17 protein-coding genes are annotated in these 16,508 nt (G+C 42.6%); 10 read left to right on the top strand and 7 right to left on the bottom strand.

All coding sequences use genetic code 11. The features are described 5' to 3' along the window. Position 1 precedes the first annotated feature (1 nt). Positions 2 to 907, top strand: a complete 906-nt coding sequence (locus tag RMZ43_RS13385) for a CoB--CoM heterodisulfide reductase iron-sulfur subunit B family protein (RefSeq protein ID WP_322648025.1) — start codon at positions 2 to 4, stop codon at positions 905 to 907. Between the two features lie 297 nt (positions 908 to 1,204). On the opposite strand, the gene RMZ43_RS13380 is transcribed toward RMZ43_RS13385, so the two are convergent. Together RMZ43_RS13380 and RMZ43_RS13375 are read right to left on the bottom strand one after the other, a co-directional pair. Next, positions 1,205 to 2,860 carry a PRC-barrel domain-containing protein gene (locus RMZ43_RS13380; RefSeq protein WP_322654864.1) on the bottom strand — a complete coding sequence of 552 codons (1,656 nt, stop codon included), beginning with the start codon at positions 2,858 to 2,860 and terminating at the stop codon, positions 1,205 to 1,207. 20 nt (positions 2,861 to 2,880) lie between these two features. Then, entirely contained in the window at positions 2,881 to 3,078 is a 198-nt protein-coding gene (locus RMZ43_RS13375; protein WP_322648027.1) for a hypothetical protein, read from the bottom strand. 321 nt (positions 3,079 to 3,399) lie between these two features. Here RMZ43_RS13375 and RMZ43_RS13370 point away from each other — a divergent pair, with 321 nt between their 5' ends. After that, on the top strand, positions 3,400 to 3,612 hold the full coding sequence (locus RMZ43_RS13370) for an ATP-binding protein (RefSeq protein ID WP_322648028.1): 213 nt from the start codon (positions 3,400 to 3,402) through the stop codon (positions 3,610 to 3,612). 24 nt (positions 3,613 to 3,636) lie between these two features. Here the strand turns inward: RMZ43_RS13370 and lpxD are convergent, their stop codons facing one another. The 4 genes from lpxD to RMZ43_RS13350 form a co-directional block, all read right to left on the bottom strand. After that, entirely contained in the window at positions 3,637 to 4,689 is a 1,053-nt protein-coding gene (gene lpxD, locus RMZ43_RS13365; RefSeq protein WP_322654865.1) for a UDP-3-O-(3-hydroxymyristoyl)glucosamine N-acyltransferase, read from the bottom strand. 347 nt (positions 4,690 to 5,036) lie between these two features. Beyond that, on the bottom strand, positions 5,037 to 6,269 hold the full coding sequence (locus RMZ43_RS13360) for an NAD(P)/FAD-dependent oxidoreductase (RefSeq protein WP_322648030.1): 1,233 nt from the start codon (positions 6,267 to 6,269) through the stop codon (positions 5,037 to 5,039). Between the two features lie 52 nt (positions 6,270 to 6,321). Then, positions 6,322 to 6,483: a rubredoxin gene (gene rd / locus RMZ43_RS13355; protein ID WP_322648031.1), complete on the bottom strand. Its 162-nt coding sequence runs from the start codon at positions 6,481 to 6,483 to the stop codon at positions 6,322 to 6,324. Between the two features lie 241 nt (positions 6,484 to 6,724). Then, a complete protein-coding gene (locus tag RMZ43_RS13350; RefSeq protein WP_322648032.1) occupies positions 6,725 to 6,919 on the bottom strand; it encodes a hypothetical protein in 195 nt (64 codons plus the stop codon). Between the two features lie 422 nt (positions 6,920 to 7,341). On the opposite strand from RMZ43_RS13350, the gene RMZ43_RS13345 reads away from it, so the two are divergent. Continuing rightward, positions 7,342 to 7,908, top strand: coding sequence for an SRPBCC family protein (locus RMZ43_RS13345; RefSeq protein WP_322648033.1), 567 nt, complete (start codon positions 7,342 to 7,344; stop codon positions 7,906 to 7,908). Positions 7,909 to 8,174: 266 nt separating this feature from the next. Here RMZ43_RS13345 and clpB read toward each other — a convergent pair whose 3' ends face one another. Beyond that, on the bottom strand, positions 8,175 to 10,793 hold the full coding sequence (clpB, locus tag RMZ43_RS13340; protein ID WP_322648034.1) for an ATP-dependent chaperone ClpB: 2,619 nt from the start codon (positions 10,791 to 10,793) through the stop codon (positions 8,175 to 8,177). Between the two features lie 406 nt (positions 10,794 to 11,199). On the opposite strand from clpB, the gene RMZ43_RS13335 reads away from it, so the two are divergent. From RMZ43_RS13335 to RMZ43_RS13305, 7 genes are all read left to right on the top strand, one after another. Beyond that, positions 11,200 to 11,574: a hypothetical protein gene (locus tag RMZ43_RS13335; RefSeq protein ID WP_322654866.1), complete on the top strand. Its 375-nt coding sequence runs from the start codon at positions 11,200 to 11,202 to the stop codon at positions 11,572 to 11,574. Between the two features lie 106 nt (positions 11,575 to 11,680). Next, the gene (locus RMZ43_RS13330) at positions 11,681 to 11,935 is read left to right on the top strand and encodes a TIGR02450 family Trp-rich protein (RefSeq protein WP_322654867.1); all 255 of its coding nucleotides are present in this window, start codon (positions 11,681 to 11,683) and stop codon (positions 11,933 to 11,935) included. Between the two features lie 673 nt (positions 11,936 to 12,608). Further along, complete coding sequence (gene bchL / locus RMZ43_RS13325) at positions 12,609 to 13,475, top strand: ferredoxin:protochlorophyllide reductase (ATP-dependent) iron-sulfur ATP-binding protein (RefSeq protein WP_012410753.1); 867 nt, start codon at positions 12,609 to 12,611, stop codon at positions 13,473 to 13,475. Between the two features lie 32 nt (positions 13,476 to 13,507). Continuing rightward, positions 13,508 to 14,296: a DUF5331 domain-containing protein gene (locus RMZ43_RS13320; RefSeq protein WP_322654868.1), complete on the top strand. Its 789-nt coding sequence runs from the start codon at positions 13,508 to 13,510 to the stop codon at positions 14,294 to 14,296. 176 nt (positions 14,297 to 14,472) lie between these two features. Beyond that, positions 14,473 to 15,876 (top strand): ferredoxin:protochlorophyllide reductase (ATP-dependent) subunit N, encoded by a 1,404-nt coding sequence (locus RMZ43_RS13315; protein WP_322648039.1) that lies wholly within the window; start codon positions 14,473 to 14,475, stop codon positions 15,874 to 15,876. 169 nt (positions 15,877 to 16,045) lie between these two features. Then, positions 16,046 to 16,294, top strand: a complete 249-nt coding sequence (locus tag RMZ43_RS13310; RefSeq protein ID WP_322654869.1) for an AbrB/MazE/SpoVT family DNA-binding domain-containing protein — start codon at positions 16,046 to 16,048, stop codon at positions 16,292 to 16,294. Positions 16,295 to 16,368: 74 nt separating this feature from the next. Continuing rightward, a complete protein-coding gene (locus tag RMZ43_RS13305; protein ID WP_322654870.1) occupies positions 16,369 to 16,494 on the top strand; it encodes a hypothetical protein in 126 nt (41 codons plus the stop codon). Positions 16,495 to 16,508 lie beyond the last annotated feature (14 nt).

Here is a 16,508-nt window from a genome sequence, read left to right as displayed (position 1 = left end):
TATGCTATCTCAGACACTTAAATATGCTTACTTCCCCGGTTGTGTTGCCCAAGGAGCCTGTCGGGAACTTTACCAGTCAACTCAAGCACTTACCCAAGCACTGGGTATTGAACTGGTTGAACTTAAAAAAGCTGCTTGCTGCGGTTCTGGCACATTTAAAGAAGATTCTAAACTGCTAGAAGATACAGTCAACGCCAGAAATATTGCCCTAGCAGAAGAATTAAATTTACCCTTACTTACCCATTGCAGCACTTGTCAAGGTGTTATCGGTCATGTCAACGAACACCTGAAAGAATGCCAAACAAATGACCCTGCTTACATTCAACAAGTTAATGGCTTGCTGAATAAAGAAGGCTGTTCGCCTTATCGCGGCACTACCGATGTTAAACATCTTCTTTACGCCTTGGTAACAGATTACGGTTTAGAGGAAATTACTAAACGTGTTACTCGTAAGTTAACTGGATTAAAATGTGCGGCTTTTTATGGCTGTTATCTTCTCCGCGCCCAAAAGTCCATGCCCTATGATGACCCGTTCAAACCGGAAGCGATGGAAAATATGTTTCGGGCGGTGGGTGCGACACCAATTTATTACCGAGGCCGGACACAATGTTGTGGTTGGCCCCTTGCTAGTTATGCCACTACCCAATCTTTCAAGATGGCGGGGATGCATATTCAGGATGCTTTGACATCTGGTGCTGACTGTATAGTTACACCTTGTCCTTTGTGCCACTTGAATTTAGATTCGCGTCAGCCAGAGGTGGAAAAGGTGATTGAGCAAAAGTTAGGTTTACCAGTGTTGCATTTACCCCAGTTGATTGCTTTGGCACTTGGGGTTAGTCCAAAAGAACTGGGTTTAGAACGCCACGTTGTTTCTACCAAGCCAGTGCTAGATAAATTAGGATTTTAGTATGTAGATATACCTTAGAGCCTGTTTGAAAAGTATTTTACTGTGACTTTAAATACTGTTAGATAGATCCCCCCTTAATCCCCCTTTTCCAAGGGGGGAAACAGAAAATCTAGTTCCCTCCCCAATATATCAGGGAGGGTTAGGGTGGGGTAAAAATAACGCTTAAACCCAGATGAGTAAGCTATTTCAGACTTGTGTCTACACCGTAGCTAAAAAGGGGGGAACCGGAATCAAACAAAGTCCCCCAATTTATCGGGGGATTTAGGGGGATGTAAACGATAGTGTTAAATGCGAGGATTAATTGACTGAGATTGATTTGACTTCAATTTGCGATCGCCCATTAGTGTGATGCGCCAGAGCCGCCATTCCATGTTCTGAGGCCCGCAGTTCTTGATCGGATATTTCTGGCTCTTTAATATAGACCGAACTCACTAAGATATTCAAGACTCCACTTTCTTCAGCCTGACGGACAGCGCGATGCGTAATTAATTCACCCACATTCAAAATCACATTGTCTTGTGGATCGAGAATGACGCGGGTAACTGGACGACCCAGTGCTTGTTCAATTCGTTGCTTCTTCAGCGCCCGTGTGCTGCGTCCTTGTAACTTTTCTGCCTGATCTTTCAAAGCTTGCCAGAAAGTGTTGAGGTTCTTTTGGGCAACGCTTGCTTGATCGCGCAGTTGAACTTTGGTTTCTAACCATGTGTCACTTGCGCTAGAACTAACTGCACTTACCACAGCCAGACCAGCAGCATTTAGTAATTCTGCTTCTTTACGGTAAGTTTGGGCACGAGCAAGGACGGATTCAGTTACAATTTGCCCAGATGCTGCAATAATTAAGCCATCGTCAGCACGCACTGTTTGCAAGACTCTACGCCCTTTTGCCTGCTGGATCGCCACATATTCTGTTAGCCCATCAACCGATTGACGCAAGTTGGCAGCAACGCTATGAGTTGCGCTCTGAATTTGATTACCAGTAGATTCTGTTGCTGCTTTCAAATTGCGGCTAATGTTTGCAGTCAAACTGCCACCCGTAGCTCGATAGAGTTCATCGAGGATACTCATGCGATCGGCAGCTTCTGCGTCAACTAGTGTGACTTCTTGCCCCTGTAGTAGTAGTACATTACCGTCTGGAGTTAGCACATCCCACTCAACATGCTTGCCAATCACGTATATTTTTTGCTCCGCAGGGTCAACCAGATTGTTTGTCAGGCAGGCAAATGCATCTCGATTGAGGTCTTGTAGTTTGCTGCTAGTTACATCAGTTGCAGCTTGCAGTTGCTCACCTGCATTATCGCTTACTGACTGTAACCTGCGGTTTACATTCTCTACTGAGTTTTGTATATGCTCACCTGCTGACTGGCTGGCTTTTTGTAGTCTGCGGTTAGCAATTTGGGCCGATTCTTGCAAGCTCTCTTCAGTTGCTTGGACGGCTCCCCGGATACCACCGACCTGTTCTTCCATCATCTGAGCAGTTTGTGGAGGCACAAAGGCAACATCGTAACCAATTGTCAGCGTTTCGGGAGCGGGAACGAACGATCGCCCAGAATAAGCATCTGCAAATACACCGCCAGAAACTTCGTATCCTTCCACCAGTCCACTGTGTTCATCGAAGAACAAATCAACTAATCCACCAAGGTCGAGTCCCTCAGTGGTTAGAATTCTCGTTCCTTTTAGGATCATATTCTGGTGCAGAATCTCTTTAATTGCAGGTACACGATGTGCCTTAACAACAGATTTTTTCGATTTAACGACGAGCGCATCTAACCCGATCGCTTGCACTTCTTCCAATGGAATGACTTTAGCATCCCGAAATAGTCCCTTTTCTTCAACCAGGAAACCCAAAAGTTGATTATGTTTTTGATCAAAAATTAAATCTATAATTCGCTCAATTTTCTTACCATTGTCGTATGTGACGACTACTTTATCGATAACATCACTACCTTTACGCATTTATCTATTCCTTATAGGTTTTATTTATTCGGTTGTCCGGTAACTTGTTCGTTAGTTGGCTGAATTTTTAGCTGAAAATACCGTCCCTCTCTGCCAAAACCAGGGACAATATCAATAACGCCAAAGTATTCGAGAAATATCCCAAAGATAGCGACAAGGGTGATGAGAACGGTGATGTTTGCTCCAGTATTAGAGCGCTGTCCTACAAGCCTGGGCATTTTTTACCTCTTATTTCTTGTTTTTTATCGTGAACCTTGCTATAAAAATCATGCATCTTTATTTATATCATTATTAGTTATCCGTACATATATACCTTTCGGAATATGGTATTTACCAGTTTACTCTTCAAAAAGATGTTTCTAAAAGTACATGTATTTGCTATCTATTAGCCAAACTTTTTTGAAAAATAAATATATTTTTATTTATATCTTTAATAATATTTAAATTGTAATAGTCTAATGATAACTTTGGTTAATATGTTTTATGAATTATAGAAATCCGGTTAGGAACTGAACTAGTAAAAATTGGTTCTTCTCCTGATGTTAAATCTTATAGAGTCATTAATTTTTGCTGACTATTTATTTACAACTAAAGGAGTTGGTAAAGGTACAGGATTAGGATTAGCGATCGCTCGTCAAATTGTGGTAGAAAAACACGGTGGTCAACTTGTTGTGGAGTCTGGAGTCGGTGACGCAATTTGCGATCGCCATTCCTATTTAGAATTTACAAAACCCTTTGGTAGGGAATTGTGAATTCCCATTCCCAAATTTTATTGATTAATCATTGCTATTTTTAGATTTACGTTGCAATTGCTTTAGCGATTGATACATATCTGGCAGGCGACTATAAACAGCACATACCTTGAGATATAGTTTGTAAGGAATGGCTGGAGATCCGCAGATAACTTCTCCTGATGCAACATCGCTGTGAATTCCAGTTTGAGCAGATGTCATTGCCCCATCTCCAATCTTTACTTGATTGGCTATTCCTGTTTGTCCAGCTAAAATAACGCGATTTCCCAGTTTAACACCTCCCGCCATGCCAACCTGACCTGCGATCGCACAGCCAGAACCGATTTGGCAACCGTGACCTATTTGCACTAAGTTATCAATTACTGTATTGCGACCGACCCGTGTTTCTCCAACAGCTGGGCGGTCAATTGCACTATTGCAGCCAACTTCCACGCCATCTTCTAAAACTGTATAGCCGGATTGTTCCATTTTTAACCAACCAGTCCGGGTAGGAACAAAACCAAAGCCTTCTGCGCCGATGACAGCACCACTGTGAATCACACAATCTGCACCAATGTGGGTGCGTTCGTGGATGGTACAGTTAGCGTGTAAGGTGGTGCGATCGCCTATTTTGGCATCTGGATAAATCACCACATTAGGATGGATAATTGCGCCATCGCCAATTTCCACCCCTTGTTGAATCACAGCATGGGGGCCAATGTAAACATCATTCCCAACTTTTGCCGTAGAGTGAATCACAGCAGTGGGATGAATTTCTGGGATAGGGCGATATGGTTGGTAAAAAAGTGCGATCGCTTTGGCAAACAACAGTCGCGGATCTGGGGTTGCTAGCCAGACAATACCGCTCTCCTGTGCAAGCACCTGTAATTTTTCGTCTTGAGGCAAAATTAAAGCACTAGCATTGGTCTTAGCAACAAAAGACCCAAATTTTGCCCCTTCCACGTAGCTGAGACTACCAGTGGTAGCTTCATCAATAGCTGCTACTCCGGTAATTTCTGGGTCATGGTCTGGGTTGCTCGTCAGGCTATGATTGGTAGCGGCATCACCAAATTGGCGGAGAATTTCGCTGAATTTCATTGTTGGGTGTATTCAAAATTATCTACAAAGGCAAGACAATTTTCCCATTACGGATTACGAATTAGTAATTATTTTGCAGTAGTTCTTGATGGAGTCATTTCCCAGGTGTCAACTTAAGCTAGAAATCGCTTGTTGACTTCCACGCTCGCCCAGAAATAAATTTCAGGGCTAATAGCCCAAGTCTACTGAAGTAGACTAAAGATTTTTCAGATTATTTAGTCATTAAAAGAAGACTTAAGCTATTAGCAAGGAACTTCAGTTCCTGGTGTGACATAAGTTTTACATTAAGTTGACACGCATGGTCATTTCCCCCTGCCCCCTGCCTCTTCGCTCCTCCCTAAGCGGAACTAGTCGCTAGTTGCCATTGCTATGCCTGCTAAATACCCGGTTGTCCAAGCACTTTGGAAGTTAAACCCACCGGTAACGCCATCAATATCTAAGATTTCTCCGGCAAAATAAAGACCAGGAACTAACCTACTTTCCATCGTCTTAAAGTTGACTTCTTTAAGGTTGACACCGCCACAGGTAACAAATTCTTCTTTAAAGGCTCCTTTGCCGTTAATTAAGTATTGCCCCTGAGTCAGTTCTTGCACCAGTTTATTTAAGGTTTTACTAGATATTTCTGCCCAACGGTCTTCTGTGGTAATGCCTGCACGGGCAATGATATATTGCCACAGACGATGGGGTAGATCGACGCCGCGATGCAATGCGATCGCTTTCTTTCCCCATTCATCCTTAACTGCTAAAATTTTTTCTCGCACTTGTTCTTGGTGCAAATCAGGCAGCCAATTAATCAATAATGTGGCTTGATAGCGTTTTTCATGCAGAACTCTTGCACCCCAAGCAGAAAGCTTCAGAACTGCGGGACCACTCAAACCCCAGTGAGTAATTAGCAATGGGCCAGTTTGTTGTAATTGGGATTTTCTATCCCCAGATAACCGCAATTGCACAGGGTTAACGCTAACTCCAGCTAGAGCTTGTAATTGAAGATCAGCAATATTGAAGGTAAATAAAGAGGGTGCTGGCGGTTCTATTTGATGACCTAACTCTTTGACAATTTTATAACCGATAAGGCTACTGCCGGTCGCAAGAAGTAGGCGATCGCATTTAATCTGCTCTCCCGATTTCAGAAGGATATCAAACCCGCCATCTGCTGCGGTCACTGAAGTTACGTGTGTACCGATACGGAGTTTTACCCCAGATGTCGCCACCGCTCTAATCAGACATTCCACAATGGTTTCTGAAGTGTTGGTGACAGGAAACATCCGGCCATCGGCTTCAGTTTTTAGATAGACTCCAGCAGCAGCAAACCAAGCTACTGTGTCTTGAGGCCCAAACCGAGTCAAAGCACCCCGCAAAGCTTTTGCACCTCTGGGGTAATTTTGCACCAACTCTTCAGGCAAAAAGCAAGCGTGAGTAACGTTGCAGCGTCCGCCACCAGAAATTAACACTTTCGCTAGGGGTTGGCGACTGGCTTCAAGTAAAGTAACTTGGGCATCAGGATTGGCTTTAGCACAAGCGATCGCACCAAAAAATCCTGCTGCCCCACCCCCAATAACTACGATTCGTAACGGTAGCAAGTTCTAAAATTTCTCAATAGCACGTACTCTACTAGGCTAGCGGTTATCTTCACTATTCAACTACTTCAAATTGATCTTTGGTGGCCCCGCAAGTCGGACATACCCAATCATCTGGTATATCTTCAAAGGCTGTCCCTGGCGCTATATCGCTATCTGGATCGCCTACTTCTGGGTCATATTCATAAGCGCAAACAGTACATATATACTTTGCCATATTCCTTTCCCTTAGTAAATTGTTGGCATTGCTTCAGTATTAAATACTTCTGGTAGTTAGTCAAAATAGGCTTAGTCATCAGTCCAAAAGAAACCACACTACCCAATAGCAGAGCTACGGGCATCCTTGGGACATGGTTTAAATCAGTTCGATATCATTAGTTTTTTTGCCCAGGAGTGGCGCGGTATTTACCAAAAACTCTTGTATCTTATACAAATGACCAATGACCAATGACAAATGACTAAAAACGCCACCAAGTTCTTTGAACGTAACTGATAATCGCGATCGCGATCGCCCCTAGTAGCAGTAGCAAAATTATTCCACCTGGAATAAAAGTGAGAATACCAAAACCTCTCAGTACCCAGACGGCTACACTAATGCCTAAAAGGATACCGAAAATCTGGATTAATCGACGATTTAAAGAAGATTGACTCACCTACTTTTCCTCTTAACTCAACGGAGATTACACTTGATATTGATAATAAAATATGAAATTACGATGAAGTTGCAGTTTCATCAGAAATAACATGTAAAAATCGAGATATCCTATCCAAACGTTGGGGTAAAATACTTGATATTAGGTCGTATTTGTGCCATTCTAGCTGTTAAAAACTTAAGTTTTTAATTTATAAATATCCTTGTTATAAACTTTACTTAAATATTAATTGTGTTAATTGTGATAAGAACTACAGTTTTTCCAGTAATATAACTGAAATAATAACCAAAAAATTGCCGTTTCTGGAAAGAATAGGCATTACACTGGAACTAAAATTTAGTGAGTTGGAATCTAAATCAAGTTTTATGCTTGTAGTTTCAACTCCATTTAGGTGGATGAGTTGAGGAGTAACTAAAATCATTATGTCTGCGTCTCATATCTCAGACTCAATTATTGCAGGTTCAGATATGGCTTGGAATCAAGACAAGCAAAAGTTGCTGGTACAGGGTGAAATTTTAATAGAAACACGATCGCACAAAACCTGGGGTGGCGCGGTGACAGCCTGGATGTATGTGCCGATGGTGCGATCGCAAGTCTGGCAACAATTAACTGATTATCCTCGGTGGGTGCAATATTTTCCTGATATCACTAAAAGCGAGATATTACACAAAGGGGAAGTCAAACGCCTATATCAAGCAGCACAAAAAGCCTTTTTCTTTTTCACAGCTCAAGTCGAAATTTACCTCAACGTTGTAGAAGTGCTGGGGCAACAAGTCCAATTTCGCATGGAAAAAGGGACTTTTGAGGATTTTAACGCTCATTTAGAACTAAAAGATTGCGGTAATGGGACGTTGCTTGCTTATACTGTGCAAGCTACACCTCTGATTCCAATTCCATCAATTTTCATTCAACAAGCAATGAATTTTGAGTTGCCTGCAAATATGCGTAAAATGCGACAAGTACTTTGTAAGGGTCAAAATAATTCGTAATACTCGCCAAGGGCGAGAAGCAAGCTACGTAATCCGTAATTCGTAATTATTACCCTACGAATGTTTCACAAAAAAACGCCAAGACGCTCTTGCTTGACTTGGCGTTTTAGCGTGAGATGATCTTTAACGAACAGGCAACGGGAAACGGGGCATAGACAAGAGGACTTGGGGATAAGGGAAAAGACTTGTTTCAAGTTCTCACCTCTTGTCCCCTTGTTCCCTTGTCTCCTTGTCCCCTTGTCCCCTTGTCCCTGCCTCTTTCTCAATTAGCTGGTAAATACCTCAGCAGGTAAGCGACTAAAGGAAAGACGCTCATTTTGCACATCTACAAAGATGGTGTTGCCATCGGTAAATTCACCGCGCAAGATGGCTTTAGCGATTTGAGTTTCTAACTCTCGCTGAATCGCTCGCTTCAGTGGACGTGCCCCATAAACTGGGTCATACCCTACTTCGGCTAAAAAGTCAAGTGCAGCATCCGAGAGCTTGAGGGATATTTTGCGATCGCTCAATCTTTGCCGCAATCTTTCCACTTGCAATAGCACAATATGGCGCAATTCTTTCTTATCTAAACCGTGGAAGATGATGATTTCGTCAAGTCGGTTGAGAAACTCTGGACGGAAACTATTTCGCATTGCTTCCATGACTCTACGACGCATTTCGTCGTAGTGGGTGTTATCTCCGGCGACATCAAGAATGTACTGCGAACCGATGTTGCTAGTCATGATGATAATAGCGTTCTTGAAGTCTACCTTATGACCTTGGGCATCAGTGACGCGACCATCATCAAGAATTTGCAAGAAGATATTAAATACATCGGGGTGTGCTTTCTCGATTTCATCGAAAAGAATCACTGAATAAGGACGGCGACGAATCGCTTCTGTAAGTTGTCCGCCTTCTTCGTAACCCACGTATCCTGGAGGCGCACCGATTAAACGAGAGACGGCGTGTTTCTCCATGTATTCCGACATATCGATTCGCACCAGCGCGTCTTCGCTATCGAACATATACGCCGCCAGCGCCTTCGCCAACTCGGTTTTACCCACACCTGTAGGCCCAAGGAAAATAAAACTAGCAATGGGACGATTGGGATCAGCCAATCCAGCCCGCGATCGCTGAATTGCATCGGCTACAGCTGTGACTGCTTCTTCTTGTCCAACCACCCGGCGGTGCAGTTCATCTTCTAAATGCAGCAGTTTTTCTTTCTCAGATTCCACTAACTTGCTGATGGGAATTCCTGTCCATTTAGAAATAATTTCGGCAATATCACCTTCTGTGACTTCTTCCCGTAATAGTGATTTACCGCTTCTTTGGGCGCTTGCCAATTCAGATTCTACTGTTTCCAATTGACGGTGCAAACTGGTTAAATTGCCATATTTCAACTCCGCAGCACGGTTAAGGTCGTAGTCGCGTTCTGCTTGCTGAATCTCTAAGTTAACCCGTTCAATCTCTTTCTTAACGGACTGAATTTTGTCAATGATATCTTTTTCAGATTGCCATTGAGTATTCAGCGTTTTTTGTTCTTCTTTAAGATCGGCAATTTCTTTTTCCAATCTTCCTAGACGTTCACGAGAAGCAGCATCGCTTTCCTTTTGCAGCGATAACTTCTCCATTTCCAATTGCAGAATCTTGCGATCAATTTCGTCGAGTTCTTCTGGTTTGGAGGTAATCTCCATTTTTAATCTCGCGGCAGCTTCGTCTACCAAGTCAATAGCTTTATCAGGGAGGAAGCGATCGCTAATATAACGACTCGACAATACGGCTGCTGCAACTAAAGCACTATCAGAAATTTTCACCCCGTGGTGGTTTTCATAACGTTCTCTCAACCCGCGCAGAATCGAAATACTATCTTCTACACTAGGCTGATCGACATAAACTTGCTGGAAACGTCTTTCTAGCGCCGCATCTTTTTCGATATATTTGCGGTATTCATCTAGAGTTGTCGCCCCAATACAGCGTAGTTCGCCCCGCGCCAACATTGGTTTTAATAAGTTACCCGCATCCATCGCGCCTTGGGTTGCACCAGCGCCAACAACGGTGTGAATTTCATCAATAAATAAAACAATATTGCCGCCAGATTCAGTAACTTCTTTTAATACTGCTTTCAGGCGTTCTTCAAATTCACCTCGGAATTTTGCTCCTGCAATCAAAGCACCCATATCTAAAGCGATTAGCTTGCGGTCTTTAAGGGATTGGGGAACATCACCTGCAATAATACGTTGTGCTAATCCTTCGGCGATCGCAGTTTTACCAACACCTGGTTCACCAATTAGCACAGGGTTATTCTTAGTACGGCGAGAGAGAATTTGCACAGTCCGACGAATCTCATCATCTCGCCCAATCACTGGATCGAGTTGACCTTTACGCGCAGCTTCTGTAAGGTCACGCCCGTATTTTTCCAGTGCTTCATATTTGCCTTCTGGATTTTGGTCGGTCACTTTTTGGCTCCCCCGAATTTGTTTAATAATATTTTTGAGTTTGCCTTCGTCTAAACCAAACTCTTGGAATAAAGCTTTGCCAAAGCGGTCATCTTTAGCGTAAGCCAGTAATAAGTGTTCAATTGAAATATATTCGTCTTGAAACTCTTTACGATATCCGTCTGCTCGATCTAGAAGTGTATCCAAGCTGCGTCCTAAGTAGACAGAACTGCTAGTACCAGATACTTTCGGCTGACGTTGAAAAAATTGTTCAGTGCGATCGCGCAGTTTTTGAAGATTAACACCCGCTTTAGTGAGAATCCCAGTTGCTAGACCATCTTGTTCTAGCAGCGCTTTCATCAAGTGTTCACTTTCAATTTGCTGTTGTTGATATTGTTTAACAATATCTGGGGTATGGGCGATCGCTTCCCAGGCTTTTTCTGTAAATTGGTTAGGATTAGTAGGTTGCATAGGCTTTTTCAGGAAAGTAAAGGCGCAGTGGTGAAGCAGCGCGGTCTTCTCCCAAGGGGAGACGCCAAGGGCGATAGCGCAGCGTTAGCGAGTCCGCGAGCGTCTGGGGGTTTCCCCCATGAGCAACTGCTGTTAGCGCAGTATTAGCGACGTTAGGAGCGTCACTCGGAGGGCTTGTTGCAGGCTAGCACCAGAACACCAAGTAAATAAAATTTCTGTTGTTAATAGATATTGTATGAAGAGCAGAGCGATCGCCTAGATCGGTGTTCACGTCTTGTAAAAGTCGTATTTTCCCGTAGTTCCGATTTCCCATTGGCAGTACTCACAACGGTGGTTGGCACGCCCAGCGATCGCATTCAGTTCCTTGCGGGACATGGCTTTTACGTTAAATTAACAAGTATGGAAAATGATTGATCCCTACGACTTTGAAAATGATGACTTTGATTTTGAGGATGAAGATTTCTTGAAAATAAAACCCATCAGCCAAATGACTGAAGGGGAAAAGCTACAGCGATTTAAGCGGTTCTTCGACAGCAGTAGCCGTGCCATGTTGCAAGACTGTCTATTTCGCATCGTCAATTACGAAGATGGTACGGGTACGTTAGAAATTCTTTGCCCTAATGAAGTCGTAAGACAACGCCTTTCCAAGAAAAAGCGCAAAATTACCAATAACATCAACACCTGCTGGAGCCGTATTAAATGGTTTTCGCTATGTGTTCAGCAAGATAATGAGTTGCATTGCCAGAAGTTTACCCGTAATGGTGATTTAGTGACATCTTAGCTGGAGAGTGGGGGATGAGGAGCAGGGAAGGCAGAGGGAGCAAGAGTCGAATAACTAATATCCAATACCCAATGCCCAATGACAAATGACTAATGACTAATAAAAAATGATTAAAAAACAAAAATTTCCTTACCTAGTTGGTTCTAAGTGGACGGCACAGCAAAAAGTTGATGGCTGGCGGCACTTTCAAGTAGTAAATCGGAAAAATCAGGCTACCTGGGTTTACGCCGAAATGGTTGCTGCTTGCGATCCGAAAGTCCGTTTTTGGATAAATGCCAAATTATTACAAGATAACTCACAGTGGCAAGCTGGCTGGCAAACATTACAGGAAATCCACGGACTTGAAACAGAGGTGTCCTGATTCCTTTCTATAGCTCGACTGAAATAAATTTTAGGACTTACGCACACTCTCAAATTATTCTCTTAGCCCACGGAGGTGGGCTTTGTTTTGTGTAGCCGTGAATTCTATTGCCGTGGCTCTTGGAAAATATTTGACAATTTAATAATTTTTTACAAAATCAGAGTAACTTACTCTCAAGCAGCAATTAAATGCTTGTGACTACCGACTGAAAACTGGCAATTTATCTGCTATAGCTTTGGTGAGCTACGCTAACGCAAATTTCAGTAATATTTCCAGCATAAGGCTGCATATACTTCTCCTTAATCTTGACCCAGCGCCCCAATGCCTTGAAAACACGTTGTTCGACCATTAGCTAATTCTATGAAAAGCGTTCAAAAAAGCCAATTTTAGCTTTTTGTTTTTTGTAACTATTTTTATAAAAATAAGTAATAAAAATTGTTTATTTCTAGTTTTTAGAGCTAATAAAGCCTTTAAGTACGATAAAAACCCAAATAAATCTAATTGTGAATTAATTCATCACATAAGACCGTTTTCCAAATTAAGAGCCACTTTCTTTTCTATGTAATTTGCCCAATAATGACATTCACAGACCTCACGCATCGCCATCTCAGGAAAGGTGAAGGCAAATGTTTGAGCCACAAGTTAGACAAGAAGCTATAAGAGGCAAATAAAAGTGAAACTAGCAGTCTACGGAAAAGGTGGTATCGGTAAATCCACAACTAGCTGTAACATATCAGTCGCCCTAGCTAAACGTGGCAAAAAAGTGCTGCAAATTGGTTGCGACCCCAAACATGACAGTACCTTTACCCTGACTGGGTTTTTGATTCCCACAATTATCGACACCCTCCAAGAAAAGGATTATCACTACGAAGATGTCTGGCCTGAAGATGTAATTTATAAAGGCTACGGCGGCGTGGATTGCGTAGAAGCTGGTGGGCCTCCTGCGGGTGCTGGATGCGGTGGATACGTAGTCGGTGAAACCGTAAAATTACTTAAAGAACTCAACGCCTTTGATGAGTACGATGTAATTCTCTTTGACGTTCTGGGTGACGTAGTTTGTGGTGGTTTTGCAGCACCACTCAACTATGCAGATTACTGCCTGATCGTTACAGACAACGGCTTTGATGCTTTGTTTGCGGCAAATCGGATTGCGGCTTCAGTCCGTGAAAAAGCACGAACTCACCCACTGCGTTTAGCTGGGTTAATTGGCAATCGCACCTCCAAGCGCGACTTGATTGAAAAATATATAGAAGCAGTCCCAATGCCAGTTCTAGAAGTTTTACCTTTAATTGAAGATATCCGTGTTTCTCGTGTAAAAGGTAAGACTTTGTTTGAGATGGCAGAGCAAGATCCTTCCCTAGACTACGTTTGCGACTACTATCTCAACATCGCCGACCAAATTCTAGCGCGTCCAGAAGGTGTTGTGCCTAATGACACACCAGATCGTGAGTTGTTCTCTTTGTTATCTGATTTTTATCTAAATCCGGGAAAACCCCAGGTTCCTAATTCAGAAGAGGAACTAGACTTGATGATTGTATAAATCACCAAGTTCTCAGGATGGGGGACAATAACATGGCATTCTTTCACAGCTTTACAGGCTCATTAAAGCAAAAGTGGTTGCAATTTTTCCAGAACAATCGGGACTGGATCACGCTGCACATGCAAGTAGAATCGGTATACACACCTGATGGCGGGAAGCGACCACCTTCTTACCTCATCCTGGGAGTTGTTAACGCCCTAGAGCCAAAACTAGCGCAGTTAATGTTGCCCTTTGCCAAACTCAATCCTGATGCTGATACCTTGATTGAAGTACTGGATTTGCATTTTGACCCAGATTTCGCTCTTGGTAATCGCTTTGCCAACCCAGAAGTAGAGAGATTTGTAGAAGAAGCAGCAGCTGTCATTGACGAAAAGCCTGAATATGAAACATTGACACATTCTCATACAAATAGCTTTGCGGCGGTGGCGGTAATTCAAGAAGTCACAATTGGGGATTCTGAGGAGCAAAGCCTAGAACTCAGCGATTTACAGGAAACCGAAGATGCCTTTGGTGATATTTCATTATCAAACGGACACGACTCAAAAGAAGAGTCTCTCAAAACCTCTACTTTAGAAGCAGATGAGTTTGGGGACATGGGCTTCGGTACAACAGATGCAATGGAAATCAAGCTCGATGAAGACGAGGCGCTTGAAGATAGTCCACTAGATGAGAATGCGTTTAAAGACGTGTTGTCAGATGTCTGGAGTGATGAAACAGCTTTGCAAAAAAAAGCTGAAGAAAGTAACGATTTTTTAGGGGAAGAACTGCCAGCAGGCGTTTTTGATGAATCAGAAATTGCCCGTCTCTTCCCCAACGCTTAATTATTGCCGTTCCTCGCAATTTTAAGTTTTAAATTTGGGATTTTGGATAAGGAATTAGGGAAATTGTCGTCAGGCAAAGGATACTTTTGTTGTCCCAGTCTTCAATCCAAAATTATCAATCTAAAATCTAAAATTGGTTGACCTGCCATTAAATATCAAGGGGAGAAAAAACCAAAATGACTGTCGCTCAACAACCAGAAGCTTTAAGCTTTGAATGTGAAACTGGAAATTACCATACCTTTTGCCCAATTAGCTGCGTGGCGTGGTTATACCAAAAAATTGAAGATAGCTTCTTTTTGGTAATTGGGACAAAAACTTGTGGCTACTTCCTGCAAAATGCGATGGGGGTGATGATTTTTGCTGAACCCCGCTATGCAATGGCAGAGTTGGAAGAGGGCGATATTTCGGCACAACTGAATGATTATGAAGAGTTAAAGCGGTTGTGCTTGCAGATTAAACGCGATCGCAATCCTAGTGTAATTGTCTGGATTGGCACTTGTACCACCGAAATTATCAAAACAGATTTGGAAGGTTTGGCACCGAAACTAGAATCTGAAATTGGTATTCCCATTGTTGTAGCGCGGGCAAATGGTCTAGATTACGCCTTTACCCAAGGGGAAGACACCGTATTAGCAGCAATGGCTAACCGTTGTCCTGATAAGGCTCCGGTGGCGGAAACAGAGAAAAGTGAACGTAATGCGATCGCAAAATTGCTAAACTTCGGTAAGAAGAAAGAAGATGTCGCCCAAGATGAATCTGAATACGTAGATCATCCACCCTTAGTTCTCTTTGGCTCCCTTCCCGATCCCGTAGTTACTCAGTTAACCTTGGAACTGAAAAAACAAGGCATCAAAGTTTCCGGCTGGCTACCTGCGAAACGCTTCACTGAACTGCCAGTACTAGAAGAAGGGTATTATGTCGCTGGTGTCAACCCCTTCCTCAGCCGTACAGCTACCACCTTAATGCGCCGCCGCAAGTGTAAACTCATTGGCGCACCCTTCCCCATTGGCCCCGATGGAACCCGCGCTTGGATTGAGAAAATCTGCTCGGTGTTCGGTATTACTCCTAAGGGTTTAGATGAACGGGAAGCACAAATCTGGGCAGGCTTGGAAGATTATGTGAAACTGATTCGCGGTAAGTCTGTATTCTTCATGGGTGATAACTTGCTGGAGATTTCCCAAGCAAGATTCTTAATCCGTTGTGGAATGACAGTTCACGAAATCGGCATTCCGTACATGGATAAACGCTATCAAGCTGCTGAGTTGGCATTGCTGGAGAAAACTTGTCAGGAAATGAATTCACCTCTGCCAAAGATTGTAGAAAAGCCGGATAATTACAATCAACTTCAGCGAATTTATGAGTTGAAACCAGATTTGGTAATTACTGGTATGGCTCACGCTAACCCATTGGAAGCACGCGGTATTAATACAAAGTGGTCTGTAGAGTTCACTTTTGCTCAAATTCACGGCTTTACGAATGCGCGTGACATATTAGAGTTGGTGACTCGTCCGCTACGTCGGAATAATAATTTGAAAGATTTGGGTTGGGATAAGTTGGTGAGAGAAGAAGCGAAGATTTAGATTTTAGTTTGGATTGAGCAACAGCATAATACTATGTAGGGCGAACTTTCGGGTTCGCCTTTTTTTACGAACCGCAGAGGCGCGGAGAACGCAGAGTAAGAGGAGAATTTGGAATAATCAAAAATGCTAAAATTCTTATATTACTCTTAGTTTTTTACTTCTTAAATTAATGGAAATTACCAAATTGTCTCTCCAAGGACAAGTAATTATTCCCCAATCTTTGCGGGAAGCTCATCAATGGGAAGTAGGTCAAGAATTTATTATTATTGATATGGGTGATGGAATTCTTTTAAAGCCTAAAAAACCTTTTCTAGAAACTAAATTAGATGATGTAGCAGGTTGCTTAAAATATCAAGGAAAACCTAAAACCCTTGAGGATATGAATAATGCAATTCGCCAAGGCATAGAGGAATCGTGATTTAAAAGTATAAAACTGGCTTAAACCTGATTAAAAAGCTAACAAGTTTCTATTCACTAACTCCAGAACTCACCATGACTCAAAAAACCTATCAACTCCCCCTAACCTTCGAGCAAATTCTTAATCTTGTCCTACAACTTCCCGCACAAGAACAAGAACAACTTCTTCAAGAAATAAAGAAAACCTCTTCAAATAATTAAGATGAAGATTTACT

The organism is Nostoc sp. CmiVER01 (assembly GCF_034531135.2).
Taxonomy (GTDB): Bacteria; Cyanobacteriota; Cyanobacteriia; order Cyanobacteriales; family Nostocaceae; genus Nostoc.
This window is presented reverse-complemented; position numbering and strand designations above follow the sequence as displayed.

Coding starts and splice junctions, on each gene's coding strand:
- RMZ43_RS13385 (WP_322648025.1), top strand. CDS start 2: ATGCTATCTCAGACACTTAAATATGCTTACTTCCCCGGTTGTGTTGCC.
- RMZ43_RS13380 (WP_322654864.1), bottom strand. CDS start 2,860: ATGCGTAAAGGTAGTGATGTTATCGATAAAGTAGTCGTCACATACGAC.
- RMZ43_RS13375 (WP_322648027.1), bottom strand. CDS start 3,078: ATGCCCAGGCTTGTAGGACAGCGCTCTAATACTGGAGCAAACATCACC.
- RMZ43_RS13370 (WP_322648028.1), top strand. CDS start 3,400: ATGTTAAATCTTATAGAGTCATTAATTTTTGCTGACTATTTATTTACA.
- lpxD (WP_322654865.1), bottom strand. CDS start 4,689: ATGAAATTCAGCGAAATTCTCCGCCAATTTGGTGATGCCGCTACCAAT.
- rd (WP_322648031.1), bottom strand. CDS start 6,483: ATGGCAAAGTATATATGTACTGTTTGCGCTTATGAATATGACCCAGAA.
- RMZ43_RS13345 (WP_322648033.1), top strand. CDS start 7,342: ATGTCTGCGTCTCATATCTCAGACTCAATTATTGCAGGTTCAGATATG.
- clpB (WP_322648034.1), bottom strand. CDS start 10,793: ATGCAACCTACTAATCCTAACCAATTTACAGAAAAAGCCTGGGAAGCG.
- RMZ43_RS13335 (WP_322654866.1), top strand. CDS start 11,200: ATGATTGATCCCTACGACTTTGAAAATGATGACTTTGATTTTGAGGAT.
- RMZ43_RS13330 (WP_322654867.1), top strand. CDS start 11,681: ATGATTAAAAAACAAAAATTTCCTTACCTAGTTGGTTCTAAGTGGACG.
- RMZ43_RS13320 (WP_322654868.1), top strand. CDS start 13,508: ATGGCATTCTTTCACAGCTTTACAGGCTCATTAAAGCAAAAGTGGTTG.
- RMZ43_RS13315 (WP_322648039.1), top strand. CDS start 14,473: ATGACTGTCGCTCAACAACCAGAAGCTTTAAGCTTTGAATGTGAAACT.
- RMZ43_RS13310 (WP_322654869.1), top strand. CDS start 16,046: ATGGAAATTACCAAATTGTCTCTCCAAGGACAAGTAATTATTCCCCAA.
- RMZ43_RS13305 (WP_322654870.1), top strand. CDS start 16,369: ATGACTCAAAAAACCTATCAACTCCCCCTAACCTTCGAGCAAATTCTT.